This window comes from Cognaticolwellia aestuarii (assembly GCF_002000025.1).
In the GTDB taxonomy this organism is placed as follows: Bacteria; Pseudomonadota; Gammaproteobacteria; order Enterobacterales; family Alteromonadaceae; genus Cognaticolwellia; species Cognaticolwellia aestuarii.
In genome coordinates, this window is record NZ_MUZV01000003.1 from 200,744 (window position 1) to 221,624 (window position 20,881).

Below are 20,881 nucleotides of genomic sequence, written 5' to 3' on the forward strand. Positions count from 1 at the left end.
CTAAACGCGAAACCGGCTTGCTAAATCTTGCATGGTAGTTGAAAGGTAGGCCTGCTCTTTCGCTGTAGCAGCTATTTGTGCAGCCCCAGTAGCTGTTTCTGTCGATTTTTGCTCAATATCAACAATGTTCTGTGCGACATCTTGTGTTACCACTGACTGTTCTTCAATAGCGGTTGCAACTTGTTCTGTCATAGAGAAAATATTGCCGATCGATGTTGTAATCTCTTGCAGAGTGTTTTCAACATTTCTTGAGTTTTCTACAGCAATAATCGCTTTTTGTTGGCTGTTTTCTATCACCTGATGTGCAGCACTCGCATCAGCCTGTAACGTACTAATAAAAGCTTCTATTTCTGATGTGGAGTCTTGAGTACGTTGCGCTAAGGTTCTAACTTCGTCAGCAACCACAGCAAAACCTCGACCTTGCTCTCCTGCTCTTGCCGCCTCAATAGCCGCATTAAGGGCTAGTAAGTTGGTTTGCTCTGCAACTGACTTAATAACATCAACGACTTTAGTTATATCGCTACTACTAGCATGTAAGCTATTAATTCTTTGCGCTAAACTATCAATCTCTTTGGAAAGGGCTTCAATTGAATCATAAGATGCTTTCACCACACCCAACCCATTGTTTGCTTGGTTGTCTGCTTCTTTTGTTGAATCAGCAGTAACTTGCGTATTACTGGCAACTTCTTTCACCGTTGCAGACAGCTCTTCTACAGCTGCAGCAATAACACCAATGCCTTCCTGCTGCTCTACTAACGTACGCGCATTGTATTCACATGTGGTGGAGGTTTCTTCGGCTGCGGCTGATAAGGTTAAACTAGCATTTGAAATTTCATTAATGGTTTGCGAAAACTGCTCTAAGGTGAGGTTTAGTGCGATAGATATTTGTCCTAACTCACTCTTCCCTTGCAGCTGAGTTCGCACTGAAAGATCATTGTCATTGCGCACCTTGCCCATAACATAAGTCAATTCATTGACCCGTGAGGTTAAGTCTTTTATTGAAAAGGTAGCAATAATAACCACTAATAATAGCACTATGATGGTAGCAACCACATCGACAAGTAATGCGTTATAGGCCTTAGCATGATCTGCGTCAGCTAATAAAAGCAAATTTTTCGCTACGGTATCTTCAACCTCTTTTAACAGGCCGATTCTTAGTGTCGCCTGTTTGAACCAATAAACGGCATCAACAGAAAAGTTAGCCTGACTAGTTTTGGCTATCTGACGTAATTTGAGCACTTCCTTAATTGCTGGTTGCGACATTTTTTCTTGATAATAGCTCACATTATTAGCATTAGTTGCCGCTAGAAAGTTAGCCATATAAGTTTCTTGCTCAGTGACTAAAGAGATAAATTTAACAAACATTCCGGCTTTAAATTCATCTAACGCAAAAGTATTACTCATAACGGCCCGCTCAATACCTGCACGCTCTTTACCTTGCAAGAAATTATAATACGCCATCGTTTGCTTCGTGATACGTGCATCCGTACTAAGCTCAGCAATCAGCGTAGACACAGACAGTAACTGACTATTAAGGTTGGTGTAATAGCTGATCGCCGTTGAACTGTCTATATTTAATTGGCTAACTCTTGTGCGTATACTGTCAAGTTTTTCGAGTTCTGTAGCAATATTTTTATTTAGGGTAATAATGAGCTCATGCTGAAAATTATTGTTCGCTAAAAAGTCGTCGCGATTGGATCTTTTGGCATCGCTTGCAATTCGCTGATTTTTTAGCTCATTAGAGAAGCTTTTCCCTTTAGAACCTATAAACCCAGCAGTAGTTCCTCGTTCTTTTTGCAGTTCATGAACCAGTTCACTATAAGTAACAGAGAGACGGGTTAACTGAGTGAGTGTTTCCATCTCCTGTGTCGCTACATAGTTTTCCTTAATGGTTAAAGCACTAAGCCAGACAAAACCTAATACTGGCAGTGCCAATAAAAGAAATATTTTATTTTTGAAAGATATATCAGAAAACGTCACAACTTATCCTTTTAATAAGAGTAATGTAAAGTTTAGGAATGAGTTACACAAAAACGACAATCAAAGGCAGGTGCGTGAATAAAACTCAACGACAAGTTGCGAACAATTCTACCACTTCCTTTGGCTTTAACTTTTGATATAAATCAACTTTTTCCCTAAAAACTTGAGGCAAGTCTTTATTATAGAAAAGATTTTCAAAGTCGCCATTATTCATTAGTTTAATTTACTGACACGATAACTCTCTGCACTTCATAAAGGTCAGAGCGAGGCAAGAAACAAACATTTAGGGTGACTTTGATATTCCCAAAACATCACCAAAGCATAGCGACATTAGCTTATTTCTGCCAAATCCCAGGCTCAACTTTACCCTGATAATTTATATCTGTACTTTTAAACACCATTTCAGTATCGCTGACATTGGTCATTTTACGTTTACTATTGTAATCACGAGTTAAGGCAACAATTGTCGGTGTAAGTTGAACAATAGCAACAACGTTAACTAAGGTCATAAGCCCTAATGCAACATCAGCCATACTCCATACTTGTTTCAAACTTGCACTGGCGCCCCAGAAGACCATAGCCAAATACATTACGGTATATAGGCTGCGTCCGATTTTGTTATCAAGCCTGAAAAAGTGTAAATTGCTTTCAGCATAAGCATAATTTGCCACCACTGAAGTAAAAGCAAATAAGCTGATTGCTGCTGAAACAAAATAAACGCCACTTTCACCTAAGTGATGGGTAATAGCATTTTGCGTTAAACGGATACCTTCCATTTCGCCACTGACATTGATATCAGCAAGCAAAATGATAACGGCAGTACAAGTACAAAGTACCATAGTATCTAGGAACACCCCTAGCATTTGAACATAGCCCTGGGTAACTGGATGATTAGGTACAGGCCGAGCACTTGCAGCAGCATGTGGCACGCTGCCAGCCCCTGCCTCATTAGAATACAAACCACGTTGAATACCATTTTTTATCGCCGCACCTAACATACCAGCCCCGGCCTCTTGCAGGCCAAAAGCTGAGGTAATAATATCGTATAGCATCGCGGGTACTGCTGATATATTCATTAACGTGATAAACAGAGCGGCTAAAATAAAAGCGATACCCATAAAAGGTACAATCAACTCAGCAAAGCGGGCAATACGTTTTAGCCCTCCAAGCACAATCGCGCCGGCAAGTATGGTGATCACAGCACCAGAATAGGCACTTGGAATATTAAAAGCATGATTTAGAGAGTCGGCAATGGTATTGGCTTGCATCGCACTGAAGCTAAAGCCATAACCTAAAAATAAACACAGCGAAAATAAAATAGCTAACCAACGCTGATTAAGGCCTTTTTGAATATAATAAGCGGGACCACCTCGGTACTCTTTATGGTCATCACTGACTTTATATAGTTGACCTAAAATACTTTCAGCAAAGCCTGTTGCCATACCCAGTAGAGCGATCATCCACATCCAAAAAATTGCGCCGCTGCCGCCAAGTGAAATTGCCACAGCAACACCGGCCAAATTTCCGGTACCTACCCTAGCTGATAAACCAATAAATAGTGCCTGTAAAGAACTAATACCTGAGCTTTCTGTTGCGTTATCGTCAGCTTTAGCGCTGTTTTTCATCACAGAAAACATATGACGAAAGTTAAAAATTTGCACCAGCTTTAATTGGTAAGAAAACCAAAAACCGGCGAACAGCAAAACATAAATAAGTACTTGGCCTTCACCCCATAAAATATTATTGATACTTGCAACAACCTTTTCAAAAATTATCATGGTTAATTCTCATTGTCTTTGCTCTATTTACTGCGGCACTATGCTAGTTAATCTAATTAAAAATTATCATCAATCGGGCAGTAAAATTAATTTAATAACAGTTAGCTTCGATGCAAGCACCTTGCCGATTCACTTCAATGGTCGAGTGCTTAATCGCATATTTATTTTTCAGCATACTTTTGATCTCGGCCAAATTTACCTGCTCAATATTAGCGGCAAGCTCTAATTTGCATTCTAAAAAAAATTTATGTTCATCAAGCTGCCAAACATGAATATCATGGGCATGAGTGATATCTAAATTCAATTCAATGTCTGCTTTAATAGCACTTACATCACATGCCTCTGGCACCGCCTGCATCAAGATTTTAATACTCTCAAGCGCAAGTAAGCCACCATGATAAAGCACATAAATAGAAATCAAAATAGTAGCAATAATATCAACAACATACCATTGATAAAGTATGATTAAGATACCAGCAACAATAACGGCAACAGACGCCAAGGCATCAGAAACATTATGAATAAAAGCGGCACGTAAGTTCATGCTATCTTTTGCACCAGACATATAAGTGAGTACCGCGGTAGCAATATCAATAATCAATGCAATTCCCGCAATATAAATCACTAGCCAACCATTAATTTCAGTCGGATTAAAGTACTTGTTTACAGCTTCATAAATCAGATAAAAACCGATAAAAATAAGGGTGATGCTATTAATTAATGTACCAATAATCTCGGCTCTTTGATAACCAAAGGTCATATTTCCATCAGCATTTTTGGCTGAAACTTTACGAGCAAATATGGCAATAACGATTGCACCTGCATCACTTAAATTATGCAACGCATCAGCAATTAATGACAAACTGCCGGAAAGTATGCCACCGACAATTTGTACAATCGTCAATAAAACATTAATAAAAACCGCTAGGGTTAACTTTCCATTAGCAGTATGAGAATGGCTGTGAGAGTGACTGTGCGAATGACCATGAGAATGGGACATTTTGACCTCTTAAATATAATACTAGCGCTTAAAAGTTAACCTAAAGCCATAATATAAGCCTAGCTTATACCATTTACATTAATAATGTGACCAATTTTGTAGCGAGGATAAATGAATAAAATCAAGGCATTTATTTTTCTATATAGTTGTTCTATATATAAAATAAATAACGCAGCTTTTATTCATTTAGACCGTGAAAAATGATCAGCTTATTAGTGTAATTGGTATTAACAAGTTCATGTTATAACAATAATTCTTTATCTTTAATCGGTAAAGTCTAGCGTTGTAAACTGACTATTTTGTTTTTGAAAACCCGCTAAAAAGCGCATATAAAAACCACATGGAAATAAAATAATATTTTGATTTACAGGAGGTATAAATTAACAGTCTGTTAACTTATTGCAGGACGGTGATCGGATGCTAGTAGAAAAGCAAACAACGCTGTTTTACCTGCAATAACACTGTTATTGCTTTTATATGACGAATTTGACTCTTTAGTACAGAGAATAAAACACCAGCAGGTACAAGGTAATGATGACAGTGATGAGAACCAACTTTATCTTGCCTATCATGACTAACAGCGCCAGGCTGGTCACTCGACGTAGATAAGGGACCTTCAGGGGGGGGAATTTATGTGATATATCCAAGCTGCGGTGAGATAACTGCTGCCTAGTATGAATTTTTTGCAGAATGCTATGTGCATAAAACGCTACAGCTACTGTTAGATTAACAAGAATCAAGACTAGATTGTGATTAATATGTGATTAAAGACAGCCAAAACTTCCTCAAAAAACAAGCCGCTGTTTAAGATGATGACTCACGAGCTTTAACTGCCCTAAAGGAGTTGCTCAACAATACATCAACTCAGTTACTCAGCAACTTGTTGACTTAGTTAGCAAAAACAAACACACCTAAAAAATACTTTACTTTACAATAACTTATAAAAGTAATATTGATAGTTTCGTGATAAAAAACCATGCACTATCAGTACAAACTTTAACAATTAAAACGCTACTTAACCTTAACTCTGGATAATGAGTGCTTGATATTCAAGTGAATCAAAAGCTCAGGTAGTAAAGTAAATGCTATAGCAAGGTGAGCATCACTAATAGACACCATCAATGCTTGATTTTATGCCATTTCCAAGGCAAAGCGTTGATGAATAGCGTGCTATTTATCGACCTTTTAACGCAGATAATCGCTTAAAACGGAGCATTGAGCAAGTGCTGCTAATCCAGAGTTCAGACTACTTAAGCTAACTTACTATGAAATTCATCAATGTATTCATGCAGCCATATCTGCGCATCATCTTCATTGTCGAAATATCGAATATTTTGCGGAGCTTTTGATTTTACCAATATCCGCTCAATAGCAATAAGTGCTGGAGAGGTGAATATTAATGCCTTAGCCACCATATTGGTATTATTGAGCCAAGCATTAAAGCTTTCAGATTCTGCAAATACTTCAGGGGTTCCACCATCAAACGCCAGTAAATTCATCATGATGGTAAATGGCGCGTGCTGATAAGCCTTGACATTATTTTTCAACTCAACGGCTAATGCTTTTGCACCTATATCATTAAAACCACCGCGTAAAACCACTTTAATTATGCTGCCATATACTTCAATGTCGAACTCACCATGCATTGTCTGCAATTTCATTTACCAAGCAAAATTAAATGTTAATTTCATCATTACATTGAGCCAAATTATTTTCAATAAGTTTACGCTAATATTACATATATTTTTTTAGCTTATGATCAAGATCAACTTACCTCCTTGATTAAATTAGCATATTTATTCGTTGGCCATTAAGGTAACGCAGTCAAATTTGCGCTAAGTACAGGCGTAATGTGTCTAAGTATTTATACATGATTGAAATATTTTCGACACTGACGAGGTCTTTTCGCTAAGTAATAACAAGCTCGCAAGATTCAAATTCGCAATTTACTTTACAAAGAAAAGATATTTAAATGAAAAAATTACACTTTACAGCCCTGCTAACTTTACTCGCAATATCGCTAGGATTATTAGGTAGCAGCATTCTATTAATGGGTCATCATCGTCAAATTGGCTTAGCAACTGACTTTTTCGCCATCAGCGACTTGCTACCAGATGTTGTATTCAATCAACTCGCTGGCTTAGCTTTTTTAGCGGCAGCAGCACTCTCAGTGCTAGCAATCAAACATATTGAATTAAGAGCCAAACTTGGCGCTCTCATCATTGGCCTAAGCATCATTGCATTATTACCACTTTTAGGTAGCAGTATGTGGATTGAATCTTTAGGCGGATTTCCAGCTATTGGCTCAGGTCAAGGGGTGATCAAATATTTTGCCTTACTCTCGATCGGTATCTTTTTGACTAAACCTTACTTGGAAAGCCATAAAGCCATTTGGTTAAATGCTTTTCCTGTGGTCCTGGTATTGCTTTGGATAGGTGGTATGAAGTTTACCTTACTTGAAGCGAAAGGCATTGAAGGTTTAGTGAGTAGTTCACCTTTAATGGCATGGATGTATGGTTTTTGGGACATTCAAACCACATCTAACCTCATTGGTGTATACGATATACTAGCGCTATCACTGGTCATATCAGCCATTTTTCAGCAAAAATTATTAATACCGGCTGTGCTCATGTCAGGTGCCGTGTTTGCAGTAACACAAAGCTTTTTCTTAAGTTTCTCAGGGGCATTATCAAGCGAAACATTACTGACAACTACCGGCCACTTTCTGATTAAAGATTTATGGTTTATTGGCAATTTACTTATTTTTACCACGTTAATTCGCAACAAATCAGCAAACTTAGCTTAGTATTCACAAACGCTCATTGTCGCCAGACAGCTTTAAAAGCCGTTTGGCGACATCGTGTATGTACAAAAATTTACTGACACAAATCACTAAAAAGTTGCTCTGCCAACTCATGCATTATTTCTGCTTCGGGATGAGTTTGCGCATAAGTGCGTAAGCCATAAATTCCCATGATAAAAAACCGAGATAATTTTTCTGCCGAACGTTTTCCCGTCAATTCACCAGCCGTAATGGCTTGTCTAAATACCTCTGCCACTGACGATTGCCAATCAGCTAAATTTTCAATCAAAATACCCTGAACTTCATCATCTTGCTCTGCTAATTCATTTAACGCTTTAGTTAACAAGCACGCTTGTGCTGCCTCACAGCTCAGACATTCTTGCACAATATGATCAAGGTATTTTTTCAATGCTATTAGTACTGTACCTTGACCAGCAAAAAAACATTCAAATTCAGTTGCTCGATCGGCACGATACTGACCTAGTGCTGCTAATAACAAGCCCCGTTTGTTTTCAAAAGCGCAATATATAGAGCCTGGATGCAAGCCCGTAGCCGCTTTTAAATCTTGCATACTGGTTTTTGCATAGCCTTTGTCCATAAAAGCAATCATAGCGGCTCTAAGCACGGCTTCTTTGTCAAATTCAGCATTTCTCATGGTTAAATCGCCTAACGCTACTGTATCAATGATGCAGTGTACCCTTATTTGAATGTTTGTTCAAAATAATACTTGAACGCGCATTCAAATAAAGGTATCTTGAATGAATATTCAAGAAAGAGATATTGTCATGACTGAGAACCTATTCCAACCTTATGCCCTTAACGACACAATTACGCTAAACAATCGTATATTAATGGCGCCATTAACACGTTGTATGGCAGATGAAAACTTAGTACCAACTGAAGCGATGGCGCAATATTATGCTCGCAGAGCTGACGCGGGTTTGATTATTTCTGAGGCCGTTATTATTCGCCCTGATGGTCAAGGCTACCCAAACACTCCGGGGTTATTCAGCCCAGCCCAAATTAAAGGTTGGCAGCAAGTTACCAGTCAAGTACACCAAAATGGTGGCAAAATATTTGCCCAGCTTTGGCATACAGGTCGTGTAGCACACCCACACTTCTTTGCTCAAGGCGATGTGCTTGCGCCATCAGCAATAGCAGTTGAAGGCAGTGTACCTAGAATGCGTGAACTAACTTATCAAGTGCCAAAAGCAGTGACACAAGCAGATATCGACGGTCTAGTTAATGACTATGCACAAGCTGCAGAAAATGCTATTTCAGCTGGCTTTGATGGGGTAGAAATTCATGGTGCTAATGGCTACCTTATCGATCAATTTTTACATTATGGTAGCAATCAACGTAAAGATGAATACGGGATCACCGCAGAAAACATGTCACGCTTCCCGCTAGCCGTTGTTGATGCAATTATTGCACGGATCGGAAATGAAAAAACCGCATTAAGAGTATCGCCAGCGGCCTACTTTAATATGCCAACAGACGAAAAAGATCGTACGGTATTCGATTATTTACTGCCAGAACTCGAAAAAAGATCTTTAGCCTTCTTACACATAGGTATTTTCGATGATGCGATGGAGTTTGATTACTTAGATGGTAAAGCTTCTAGCTATGTAAGAGCAAACTATAACAAGACCTTGGTTGGTGTAGGGAGTCACACAGCTGAAACTGCCAGTAAAGCAATTGCAGATGAACATTTTGATTTAATTGCCATAGGACGCCCTTTTATTGCCAATCCAGACTACGTTGAAAAAGTTCGTCAAGGCCAGGAAACTACAGCTTATTCAGAAGAAATGTTAACTAGCTTAATATAAGCTTCTTTGTACTATCGTAAGAAAAAAGGCCGATATAAAATTTATATCGGCCTTTTTAACATCATAATTTTTTTTTATTCGTAAGAGCGCTCTAACCAAGCAATTTGCATTTTTAGGTCGGCAATTTCATCATGCGCATCAGTCAACTGTTGCTCAATAGTTTTTGCTGTATCCATAGTATGGTTGTTTGGTTCAATTGCTATTACAGTTTCTTCGTGAGACATCATGCTCTCCTAATTCACGTTACAACAGCTGTATTATTACATACTAACTTTCATTTCACCTAAAGAATCAGTAAATAAATTTCACAATGAAAGGTAAAAACAAACAAAACGAAAGGAAATCAAAAGTAAAAATGATGAACCAAAACCTTTAGCAAAAGTAAAATATGAAAAGACAACAATTAAAATAGCGTTGTCGAACTTTATGTAACATTTCATTATTAGCACATTACAGTTTACTATTGATTTAAGTGCTCGCTATCCCCATAAATGACGAATATTTAACAAAAAAAATTACCTATGCGCATATTGAAATCAACTAAAGTCTCCGATCTTCACCCTAATATTGACAACCGCTTTACCCGCAAGGCAACTCGCGCCATAGTCATGAAAGGTGAGGAAATTCTGTTACTTTTTACTGAGCGTTATCACGACTATAGCTTACCTGGTGGTGGTATCGATGAAGGTGAAGACCACATTAGTGGTTTAATTCGTGAATTGCGAGAGGAAACAGGTGCCCATAGCGTTACCAATATTCAAGAATTTGGCTGTTATGAAGAATACCGTAATTGGTATAAAGCAGAGTTCGATGTGGTTCATATGTTATCTTATTGCTATACCTGCGATATTGATGCTGAACTATTAGCCCCAAAACTTGAACCTCATGAATTACAAAATGGTATGCAAGCTCTTTGGCTGAACATTCATGAGGCTATTAAACACAACGAAGATGTAATTAAAAATAGTCACAAAAAAGGCCTATCAATTGAGCGGGAAACTTTCTTACTCAAACGAATCGTTACGGAATTACTTTAATGGCATTGGATGAATTATTTACTTATTTTTCAGCCACTGTTTGTACATTTTTTATTAACACGTTAGTCTGTTAGCAAATAGCCAAATTGCGATATAAATTAGCATGATAAAAAAACTGTTTTTCTCAATCACTTTACTTAGCTATTCACTATCTTGTTGTGCTGCCAGTGCAATACAGGCCAAACAACAAGCTGCTGTGGCCATGCCTGACAGTTTTAGCGCTGATGTTTCAGCGCAAATATTGGCCCAAGGTGGCAATGCCATTGACGCTGCTATCGCTGCACAGTTTGTCTTAGCCGTTACCCTACCTGAAGCGGGTAATATTGGCGGCGGTGGCTTTATGGTGATTTATAAAGATAATGTTGCCGATTTTCTTGATTATCGTGAAGTGGCTCCAGCAAAAGCCCATCGTGATATGTATTTAGATGAAAACGGTGATGTTATTCCTTTTCAGTCTTTATATGGCGTTTTATCATCCGGTGTACCGGGAACAGTGGACGGTATGTGGCAAGCGCATAAGAAGTATGGTTCGCTGCCTTGGAAAACTCTCGTTATGCCTGCAATAGCATTAGCTAAAAATGGTTTTATCGTTCATGAAAATTTAGCCGAAAATATTAAATGGCGAATAGACAGCTTCAAAGAAGACGGCATACGCGTTAATTTTTCCAAACATTTTGCACAAGCAAAAGCCGGTACTGTATTTAAACAAACTAACTTATCAAAAACCTTACAACGTATTGCTGATAAAGGTCGTGATGGTTTCTATCGAGGAGAAACCGCAAAAATAATCACAGATTTTATGACCAAACATGGTGGTATTATTACTAGTGATGACTTAGCAAATTATCGCACTACTTGGCGTAAGCCATTAGAAAAATCTTGGCGTGGCCATCAAGTGATTACCGCACCGCCTCCAAGTTCAGGTGGTATTGCGATTCTACAGTGGCTAAATATGTATGACTTATTAGCCGAGCAAAAAAAACCATTAAAACATAACTCAGCCGCTTATATTCATCGTTTGGCCGAAATAGGAAAGCGTGTGTTTGCTGACCGCGCAGAGTATTTGGGTGATCCAGACTTTTATGACGTTCCCCAAGAGAGTTTACTAGCCGACAGTTATTTAAAACAACGTATCTTAGGTATTTCGCCTGATCGTATTTCTGTAACTAAAACGATTAAGCCTGGGTTGAAAGAAAGCCCAGACACGACACATTTTTCAATTATCGATAAATGGGGTAACGCCGTATCAAATACCACAACCATTAATTATACATTTGGTAGTGGCGTCATTGTCGATGGCGCTGGCTTTATCCTCAATGACGAAATGGATGACTTTAGCATTAAAGCCGGGGTTGCTAATGTTTATGGTGCGGTTGGCGGTGAGGCCAATGCAATTCAAGCCAACAAACGTATGCTGTCATCGATGACACCTACAATACTTGTAAAAAATGACAAAGTGAAGCTAGTCACAGGCTCACCTGGTGGTACCACTATCATCAGCTCTGTTTATCAGTCGATCCTAAATGTAATCGAGTTTAATATGACTGCTGATCAGGCGGCGAACTCGCCAAGATTTCATCATCAGTTACTACCTAAAGATGTTATCAAACACTACCCAGGTATTGCAGAGAAGGAAATAGAAGTGCTTAAAAACATGGGGTATACACTCAACGAGAATAAATTTGGTTTTGTTCAGCTGATCATAAAAAATCAACAAACCCTCGATGCAGCGGCAGAATCTGGTGGTAGAGGAAAGTCAATTGTTATCAAAGAATAATAAATAATATAAGCACTCATTAATTGCCAGTTGGTATCACATTATCTCTGGCCATGTAATCTATAAATACATCAAAATTAAGCTTTAGCTATTTTATTAAATAATATCAGTACATTACTATCAGTTAATATTTACATGCAAATAATTCTCATTTAAAATAAGATTTTGTAGTCAATGAGGATGTGCACAAATGAAGCATTTATTTGTGTCTGCAGATGAATAACAAGCCAATCTCCCCACTAAGTTTAATTGAGTTAATAGAATCACAACGCTATGGTGTTGAGTATCAACCTATTGTTGATTTAAAATCTAAAGATATTATGGCTTATGAGTGCTTAGCGAGGTTTTCAGATAGCAACAAGCAAAATATAGCTCCTGACATTATTTATGCTGCACTACATGACAGTCCACTGACCCTGTTCCAAGTTGAATATCAACAAAAATTACTGCAATTGGATTACGCACCAAGCCAAAGCGATATATTTGTTAACTTAGATCAGGACTCATACTTTTCTACCGGTGAAGATAGTGACAAAAATCCTTTTCTAACATTATTTAAAAGCTTTAAAAGTGCCAATATTGTGGTTGAATTAATAGAGAATTCAGAAGTTAACGATGCAATTAAAAGTTTAGCGATGATAGATACTTTGGCTAAAAGTGATATTAATACAGCGATTGATGATGTTTGTAATCCACTTTCAATGGTATCAACATCTGTTATTCAGCTCGTTGATTATATTAAGCTCGATAAACATGTGGTAGCAGAAAAACACAATAACCAGTTTATGCTACTTGTAGAAACATTAATTAATTATGCGCATAGTGCTGGTAAAAAAGTTATTCTTGAAGGAGTTGAAACAGCAAGCGATATTGTCTTTGCTCGCAAAATTAATGTTGATTATGTACAAGGCTTTTTATTTAAAAAGTGGTTTCATTATTATAAATAAATGGCTTTAAGCGAAATGTGTTGGTAAGTGATTTACTCGCTAATAAGACTTTAGATAAAAAAACCAGTGCTTAGCGCACTGGTTTAGTATTCAATAAGTTTACAGTTAATACTTACTTATCTGCGCGGCCCATAAACTTACGCTCTTCGGTATTAATTTTAATTTTATCACCGGTTGAGATATGCTCAGGTACTTGTACTGTTAAGCCTGTTGATAAAATAGCAGGCTTAGTACGAGCTGTAGCAGAGCCACCTTTAATGGATGGGTCAGTTTCTGTGATCACTAACTCTACACTTGATGGTAAATCAACAGCAACAGGTACACCGTCGACAATAATCACTAATAAACCCTGCGTATCTTCATTTATGAATAACGCTTCTTCTTCAATGGATGATTTGTTTAAGTTGTATGGCGTGTAATCTTCGTTATCCATAAAAACGTATTCTTCACCATCGATATAAGAAAACATCGCTGGGCGACGCGTTAAGTCGGCAAAGTTAAGCATGTCTTCAGCTTTGAATGTTTCGTCAACTTTACCGCCAGTCACAACATCGTACATACGCATTCTATATAAGCTGCCACCTGCACGACCTTGAGGTACTGAGCGTTCAATATCTCTAACAATCATTACTTTGCCGTTATATTCTATCGCGGCATTCTTTTTAATATCACTTGCTTTTGGCATGAAAAAATCATCCTCAATTATTTAATGCAGGAAAAATAACATGTATCACTGATTATGCAAGGAAATATATCAACATTCGCGCTATATACCAGGTAAATTACCCTTCGCGCCGATTAGACAATAACAAAAGATAGTAACTCGGCTCCCTTGCATAATATTATGCAAGGGAGCCTAAATTATAACGTCAAAGAAATTATAGTGTGCTTAAAAAATTCAGTGCGCCGGTGATCACCGCAACTTGCGCTATAATACAGCTTTCATCGGTAGCTCGCTCGCTATCCGGATAGACTTCGGTCGTGGTGACATATTCAGCATCAGTTAGCCCCATACACAAACCAAGCTCACGTGCAGCGTAATTTATCACTCCAAATTGGGCTAAAGGCACGCCAATTAATTTATTTTCATCGTCTGCTGGGGCAATATGGGTACATTGCTCAACTGAATCAATAATAGCTTTTTGAAAATTGGCTTGAGGTTTAGTACTGTCGCCAACTAAATAAAAGCCATCGGGTATATTCCAACTTTTCTGTTCAATAGCATCTCTTGCAGCAAGTGCTGGTCTAAATTCACTATTATCACTATCCGTTGTTTCATGCAGGTCGATGTGCGCCATGAATTTAACAGCAAGGGTTTTAATATATTGCATTACCGCTGAAGACTCTTGAGCGGGACTGTTTTCATAGAAACAGCGATTAGGATCTAGCGTTAAAGGGTTCCAACGATTAATCGTTTCATATCCCCATGGACTAATACAAGGAAGCACAACAAAGTTAAATTTACCTTGATATTGTGCGGCTGCATCCTTTAAAAAACGTATCGCGCCTTGTACACCACTGGTTTCATAACCATGCACGCCACCGGTAATTAAAATAGCCGGTTTATCTGCAAGCCAATTAACCGACTTTAACGCATACAATGGATAATTTTCAGTATCGTAAAGTAAATTACCATATTGCTCGATAATAAAATCCGTGCTCAATTCATCCAACTTTGTGACAACTTGTTCAAAGTAACTACGCTTTTTATGTTGTTGTTGGAACCACGTTTCCTTGTCACCATCTGTCCACTTCTTGCCAGGAGTTCCGATAGCATAGGCTGCTTCTGTGTTCATATTACTTCCTAATAATGCCTTTTTGGTCAAGTGACAACTCACTTAACGATAGTTGTAAATTTAGAAGGTCGTGCTGATATACACCAACATAGTTATCACCGTTTCAAACAAGTTGATGCGCCCCTTTCATGCTTAGCGACTGTAGAGCGACAGCAAAAGTCGTGTCTCTTAAACCATTTAATCGTTTGTTGTATCTATCACAAACTTAAAACAAACATTATAGCTTGAGAAAGCTGTGCTCGAATATAGTTAAATTTTTTAATCTATCAATAAACATTTAACAAGCTCAACACCAAGTTATTGTGACAAGTAACACGACAATTTTGCGGTAAATAAAATGTAAAATTGACAATTGTTACTTGAATTTATAAATCATGCTAATATTCTATATAACTAATTTGTAGTGTAAATTTTGATATATATGCTGCAATCACTATCGATATACAATAAAATGATCATAGTGATACATTTCATTAACAATTTATCTCAAAAGGAATTTTATTGTGCGTTTACAAAAAAAATCAGTTCTATTAATTTCAAGTATACTCTGTGCATTGAGTGCTAACGCACAAGAACAACCTAAAGCAGAAGATCTTGTTGGCAAATATTATGGCGGTATTCACGGTATGCGAATGAATACTGATGATGATAGATTAGCGCCAAATGATGTAGACTTCATCAAACACGCTAATGGTATTGGTGCTGAATTCGGTTACCGTTTAAGTGAGTTTTCAGAATTAAGAGTTTCTTATACTGACCTTAACTTGACTCGAACGGGTTGGGCTCCTTCGACCCCATCAGGCAAAAATATCGCAGCAAATTACTTATATTTCCCTAACAAAGAAAATTTTTATGTTATGGGTGGAGCGAGTGCTATAGACGTTATTGATACTGAATTGTCAGCAAATGTTGGTGCTGGCTACCGTCATTACCTTAGTGAACGCAGTGCTGTTTACTTTGAAGGTAATGGGCATTACCAATTCGATAACAAATACACCGATTTAAGTGCGCAGATTGGTTTTATTTACTTTTTTGGCGATAGCGCTAAAAAAGTTGTACGTTCTACCCCTGTTAAACCGGCAGCAGTAGCGCCAGTTGCTGTTCAACCTATGGATACTGACAACGACGGTGTTGTTGACAGTAAAGACCAATGTAAAGCAACGCCAGAAGCAAACAAAGTAGATGTAAACGGTTGTACTATTTTCACTGAAGAAAATGACGCTTTACACTTACATGTTAAGTTTGATAACTCAAAAGCTATCGTCAAAGCTGAGTATTTAGAGAACATTAAAGAAGCCGCGGACTTTTTAAAGAAATATCCACATACTTCTTTAACGATTAAAGGTCATACATCAAGTGTAGGTCCTGCAGCATTTAATAAAAAGCTTTCTCAACAGCGTGCTGATGCCATTGTTGAGGTTCTAGTGAATACATTTAACATAGATTCATCACGTCTTACCGCATCAGGTATGGGTGAAGAGGAGCTACTAAGCAAAGCTAATACAAAGCAAGCTCATGAAGCAAACAGACGTATTGAAGCTAAAGTTCGTGTTGAGAAAAAAGTAGCCGTTAAACGTTAATCCTTATTAACTAAGCTACATTTTATTATCTAAAACGCTGTTATCATTTGTTGATAGCAGCGTTTTTTTTACTAACGTTTTTGATCATTACACAGCCCAGATAGCAAAAGGTTAGTTAAATTGTCCGAAATATTTACTCAATTACTTAATGATGTTCATCAATGCACGCTATGCCATAATTTTTTAGCGCTTGGTGCTAACCCTGTTGTACAAATATCACCATCCGCTAAAGTACTAATTGCTGGCCAAGCACCAGGACTAAAGGTGCATCAATCAGGAATACCTTTTGACGATAAAAGTGGTGAAAGGCTGAGAGCTTGGTTAGGTGTTGATGCAGCAACTTTCTACAATGATAAATTTTTTGCCATACTGCCAATGGCGTTTTGTTATCCTGGTAAAGGTAATGCAGGTGATTTACCGCCAAGCGTTGAATGTGCCAGACAATGGCGAGAAAAAATACTTCAACAATTATCACAAATAGAGTTAATCATCGCCATTGGTAGTTATGCGCAAAATTGGCATTTAGCTAAAAGTAAAATGCCTACTTTGACCGAAACGGTAAAACATTGGCAACAGTATTATATTAATTCTACGCCTGCAATCATACCTATCCCCCATCCTAGCCCGCGCAATAACATTTGGTTAAAGAGAAACCCTTGGTTCGAAACAGAAGTTATACCTATTTTACAGGCACATATTAAAAGCTTACACAGACCCGTTTAATGAACTGAATCAGTACATGAACATACTAAAGTCAGCCATAAATCATCCGAAAGAAAAATTATTAAGTCAATTGTCATTAAATATATGCTAATTTAAAATACCAACGTTAAAATTACTCAAGAGCGGCATGCTAAGTGCCATAAGAATTTGTCAAACAACAAAACATATTCATTTGAAGTTCAGTGTCACGAATGTGCTCTGATAGTCAAACTGCCAGATCTGCAAGAAAATCAAAAGGCGCAATGCCCGCGCTGTGGTTATACCTTGAGTACAATTCATCGAAATGCGGTCGAAAGAGTTATCGCTTTTGCTATTACAGCATTAATTTTTTTATTAGCTTCCTTACCTTTTAACTTTTTGTCATTTAGCAGTAACGGTTTAGAAAATCACTTTGCCGTTATCTCGAGTTTTTTTGTGTTAATCGATAATAATTATCATATTTTGGCGCTGATTGAATTACTGACTATTTTTGCCATTCCTAGTGTGGTGTTGTTATCAGTTATTTATTTACTAATTCCTTTGAAAAAAGGCCTCTACCCTAGACATGGTCGCAAAATATTAGATATTGTTTTTAAACTGTTACCTTGGAGCATGGTAGAGATTTTTCTCATAGGCACATTGGTCAGTTTGATAAAAATTATTTCTATGGCTGACATCGCATTAGGTTTATCTTTTTATGCCTTCATTTTATTTACAATATCAATGACGCTCGTGGTATTACATATTGATAAACGACAGCTTTACCAATTATTAGCGCAAGTTGAATCCGCACATAATATTGAAATTCAACAAAGTCAGCATAAAATTGCTCGGGTAGATCCAACATCGCAAGCGCTAAGCGTACAAAAAACTTGGGCTTTGCTCATTACCGCTATTATTTTATATATCCCTGCTAATGCTTACCCAATCATGACCACACACTTGTTAGGTCAAGATGACCCTAGCACAATTATTGGCGGGGTTATTTTACTATGGCATTTAGGCTCTTACCCTATCGCTATCATTATATTTATTGCCAGTGTTCTGGTGCCTGTCGCAAAAATATTGGTATTAGTTTGGTTAAATTATAGTGTTCAAAAACAAAGTGATAGATTAAGCTTAAAGAGAGTAAAATGGTATCGAATGGCCGAGTTTGTCGGTCGTTGGTCTATGATAGATGTTTTTGTTGTTATTATTCTGGCCAGTTTGATCCAACTTGGGCCTGCCATGAGTATAACACCAGGTGTCGCAACATTAGCATTTTCGGGTGTTGTTGTTGTTACTATGCTAGCCGCGATGAGTTTTGAGCCTCAATTAATTTGGAAAAATACAAACGATTATGAATGATGTACAAACACCCAACGCAAAAATAAAACCTGTTAAAACCGTCTCTACAATCTGGTTTGTACCACTTATTGCCGTTTTTATTGGCTGCTGGATGCTCTACTATCAATGGAGTAATGAAGGAGCAGAAATCACCATCAACTTTTCTACGGCTGAAGGCATGGAAGCAGGAAAAACGAAAATCAAATCACGAAATGTTGATATCGGTGAGGTGAGTCAAATAGAGCTAAACGACAGTGGCGATGGTGTTATTGTGACGGCTAAAATAAAAAAAACTGCGAGTAAATTCCTCGTTTCAGATAGCTTGTTCTGGGTAGTTTCTCCACAAATATCACACACCGGCGTCTCAGGTTTAAGCACTTTAATATCAGGGGTTTATATCGAAATATCACCAGGAAAAAGTAATAAGGAGAGTGAACAATTTGACGCTATCGACTCCCCGCCTTTAACGCCTGCGGGCACTCCTGGCTTACACATCACCCTCAACAGTAATGATCAATTCGCCTATAAAAAGGGAGATCCTATTATCTATAAAGGCTTAACCGTTGGCCAATTTGAAGATATTTATTTCAACTTTGAAGAACGTGTTGTTTATTATAATGCTTTTATTAAAGCGCCCTATCACCAGCTCATTACGAGCAATACCAAGTTTTGGGATGTCAGTGGCTTACAATTTGATTTAAATGCCGATGGTATCTCTGTAAAAACCGGTAACTTTGAAACGATGTTAACCAATGGAGTTACCTTTGGCGTTCCTGATGGTATGGATATTGGTGATAAAATTGGCGAACGTTCATATTATGATATTTACGAGAGTTATGATGCCGCCAATGATGAAAGATATCGACGTTCTATCGAATTTGTTGTTCTCGTCAGTGACTCCATTCGAGGGCTTTCTGTGGGGGCACCTGTTGAATACCGAGGGGTACAAATAGGTAAAGTAAAATCGACCAACATAGCACTGACGAGAAATGAAAATAAACTCACCAAAGCAGATTTTAAAATTCCTGTGTTGATAAGTTTACAGCCTGGTCGTATCGGTTTGCCTGATAACCAAGAAGGCGAAAATTTAATGCTAGAGCAAAATGTTTACTGGATCAAACATGGCTTAAAAGCCGTACTGCGTACTGGTAATATTTTAACGGGTAGTTTGTATGTCGATTTACAGCACAATAAAGATCAACCCATCAGTAAAATTGAACAATATGGAGAGTTCGCAATTATACCAACCAGTAGTGACGATTTTGCTCAAATTACCACTAAAGCTGAACAATTTATGGATAACTTGAATAGCATTCCACTAAATGACTTAAGTAATAATGCCAACCAGTTAATGTTAGATGTTGCACAAACAGCGAAAGAATTACAAAGTGCGAGCCAAAGCCTGAATAAATTGCTCAGTCAAGTTGAGCAACAAAAAATCAGCAGTGAGCTCAATAAAACCTTACAGGGTATTAATAACTTAACGAAAGATTTATCTTCCGGCTCTCGGGGGTATGAAGATTTACGTACAACATTGAACACACTAACGGCAACCATGAATGAATTAAAGCCGTTACTCAATCAATTAAAGCACAAACCGAACAGTTTAATTTTTAATAACGGTGAAGTGTCTGAGCCTATGCCGATAAAACGTAATGGAGCAACACAATGAAACAGGCTTTAATCGTCTTTAGTTTGTCAATTATGCTAATAACCGCTTGTAGTAGCAATAATACAGCCAAAACACAGTATTATTTGCTCAATAGCCCTACGCTAAATAAAGCTAGCGATAATAACAATAACAACAAGCCTGTGGTTATTATCAACTTATTAGAGTTACCTGAGTATTTAAGACAGGCAAGCTTGGTATTGCAGCTTTCAGAGCATCAATTACATTACGCTCATTTTCATATGTGGGCTGAGCCATTACAAGTGAGTATTACTGAGGGATTGCTGCAAGATTTAAATGCGATAGATAGCCACCATAATTATATGCCGGTGTTGAATCCGCAGCAGTTAACATCAACCACAGAAGTAATATTGAAAATCAACGCATTTCATTCAACTCACCAGTCACAAGCAATACTCACGGGACGTTATTGGCTGAAAGAAAAAAATAAGAACAACGCGGTAAAAGTACATAATTTTACCTTAACAGCAGATTTAAACGCTAATGGTTACCCACATGCTGTAGAGAAAATGCGTGCAGTTATCACTGAACTAGCGAATGACATTCGCAAAAACATGGCTGTTGACACATTAAATACAGCAAATTAACCTATAAAAACATTTTATTTAAACATTAGATGCGAGTTAGGAAAATAAG

The 20,881-nt window shown here is 37.7% G+C and carries 18 protein-coding genes; 10 read left to right on the forward strand and 8 right to left on the reverse strand.

From position 1 onward, the window contains the following. From B0169_RS06050 to B0169_RS06065, 4 genes are all read right to left on the reverse strand, one after another. A complete protein-coding gene (locus B0169_RS06050; RefSeq protein ID WP_077285069.1) occupies positions 1-1,980 on the reverse strand; it encodes a methyl-accepting chemotaxis protein in 1,980 nt (659 codons plus the stop codon). Positions 1,981-2,315: 335 nt separating this feature from the next. After that, positions 2,316-3,758 carry an alanine/glycine:cation symporter family protein gene (locus B0169_RS06055; protein ID WP_412842115.1) on the reverse strand — a complete coding sequence of 481 codons (1,443 nt, stop codon included), beginning with the start codon at positions 3,756-3,758 and terminating at the stop codon, positions 2,316-2,318. 91 nt (positions 3,759-3,849) lie between these two features. Further along, entirely contained in the window at positions 3,850-4,758 is a 909-nt protein-coding gene (locus B0169_RS06060) for a cation diffusion facilitator family transporter (protein WP_077285070.1), read from the reverse strand. Positions 4,759-6,008: 1,250 nt separating this feature from the next. Continuing rightward, on the reverse strand, positions 6,009-6,419 hold the full coding sequence (locus B0169_RS06065) for a hypothetical protein (RefSeq protein ID WP_085328659.1): 411 nt from the start codon (positions 6,417-6,419) through the stop codon (positions 6,009-6,011). Positions 6,420-6,730: 311 nt separating this feature from the next. Here B0169_RS06065 and B0169_RS06070 point away from each other — a divergent pair, with 311 nt between their 5' ends. Further along, positions 6,731-7,564, forward strand: a complete 834-nt coding sequence (locus tag B0169_RS06070; protein ID WP_077285072.1) for a DUF417 family protein — start codon at positions 6,731-6,733, stop codon at positions 7,562-7,564. Between the two features lie 70 nt (positions 7,565-7,634). Here B0169_RS06070 and B0169_RS06075 read toward each other — a convergent pair whose 3' ends face one another. Beyond that, positions 7,635-8,216 carry a TetR/AcrR family transcriptional regulator gene (locus tag B0169_RS06075; RefSeq protein WP_077285073.1) on the reverse strand — a complete coding sequence of 194 codons (582 nt, stop codon included), beginning with the start codon at positions 8,214-8,216 and terminating at the stop codon, positions 7,635-7,637. Positions 8,217-8,346: 130 nt separating this feature from the next. Here B0169_RS06075 and B0169_RS06080 point away from each other — a divergent pair, with 130 nt between their 5' ends. Continuing rightward, positions 8,347-9,390 (forward strand): alkene reductase, encoded by a 1,044-nt coding sequence (locus tag B0169_RS06080; protein ID WP_077285243.1) that lies wholly within the window; start codon positions 8,347-8,349, stop codon positions 9,388-9,390. Between the two features lie 74 nt (positions 9,391-9,464). Here the strand turns inward: B0169_RS06080 and B0169_RS19355 are convergent, their stop codons facing one another. Then, positions 9,465-9,614 (reverse strand): hypothetical protein, encoded by a 150-nt coding sequence (locus tag B0169_RS19355; protein ID WP_164474797.1) that lies wholly within the window; start codon positions 9,612-9,614, stop codon positions 9,465-9,467. A gap of 297 nt (positions 9,615-9,911) precedes the next feature. Here B0169_RS19355 and B0169_RS06085 point away from each other — a divergent pair, with 297 nt between their 5' ends. The 3 genes from B0169_RS06085 (at position 9,912) to B0169_RS06095 (ending at position 13,151) form a co-directional block, all read left to right on the forward strand. Next, complete coding sequence (locus tag B0169_RS06085) at positions 9,912-10,427, forward strand: NUDIX domain-containing protein (protein ID WP_077285074.1); 516 nt, start codon at positions 9,912-9,914, stop codon at positions 10,425-10,427. Between the two features lie 103 nt (positions 10,428-10,530). Then, entirely contained in the window at positions 10,531-12,204 is a 1,674-nt protein-coding gene (gene ggt, locus B0169_RS06090) for a gamma-glutamyltransferase (RefSeq protein ID WP_077285075.1), read from the forward strand. Between the two features lie 215 nt (positions 12,205-12,419). Beyond that, positions 12,420-13,151: an EAL domain-containing protein gene (locus tag B0169_RS06095; protein ID WP_077285076.1), complete on the forward strand. Its 732-nt coding sequence runs from the start codon at positions 12,420-12,422 to the stop codon at positions 13,149-13,151. Between the two features lie 112 nt (positions 13,152-13,263). Here B0169_RS06095 and efpL read toward each other — a convergent pair whose 3' ends face one another. Beyond that, entirely contained in the window at positions 13,264-13,836 is a 573-nt protein-coding gene (gene efpL / locus B0169_RS06100) for an elongation factor P-like protein EfpL (protein ID WP_077285077.1), read from the reverse strand. Positions 13,837-14,029: 193 nt separating this feature from the next. Beyond that, positions 14,030-14,947 carry a M14 family metallopeptidase gene (locus B0169_RS06105; protein WP_077285078.1) on the reverse strand — a complete coding sequence of 306 codons (918 nt, stop codon included), beginning with the start codon at positions 14,945-14,947 and terminating at the stop codon, positions 14,030-14,032. Between the two features lie 503 nt (positions 14,948-15,450). Between B0169_RS06105 and B0169_RS06110 the strand changes: the two genes are divergently transcribed. From B0169_RS06110 to B0169_RS06130, 5 genes are all read left to right on the forward strand, one after another. Continuing rightward, positions 15,451-16,527, forward strand: coding sequence for an OmpA family protein (locus B0169_RS06110; protein ID WP_077285079.1), 1,077 nt, complete (start codon positions 15,451-15,453; stop codon positions 16,525-16,527). A gap of 129 nt (positions 16,528-16,656) precedes the next feature. Next, positions 16,657-17,250, forward strand: a complete 594-nt coding sequence (locus B0169_RS06115) for a uracil-DNA glycosylase family protein (protein ID WP_077285244.1) — start codon at positions 16,657-16,659, stop codon at positions 17,248-17,250. Positions 17,251-17,397: 147 nt separating this feature from the next. Continuing rightward, positions 17,398-18,576, forward strand: a complete 1,179-nt coding sequence (locus tag B0169_RS06120) for a paraquat-inducible protein A (RefSeq protein ID WP_235838490.1) — start codon at positions 17,398-17,400, stop codon at positions 18,574-18,576. Continuing rightward, the gene (pqiB, locus tag B0169_RS06125) at positions 18,569-20,227 is read left to right on the forward strand and encodes an intermembrane transport protein PqiB (protein WP_077285081.1); all 1,659 of its coding nucleotides are present in this window, start codon (positions 18,569-18,571) and stop codon (positions 20,225-20,227) included. The genes B0169_RS06120 and pqiB overlap by 8 nt, the downstream gene beginning before the upstream one ends. Next, positions 20,224-20,832, forward strand: coding sequence for a PqiC family protein (locus tag B0169_RS06130; RefSeq protein ID WP_077285082.1), 609 nt, complete (start codon positions 20,224-20,226; stop codon positions 20,830-20,832). The genes pqiB and B0169_RS06130 overlap by 4 nt, the downstream gene beginning before the upstream one ends. Positions 20,833-20,881 lie beyond the last annotated feature (49 nt).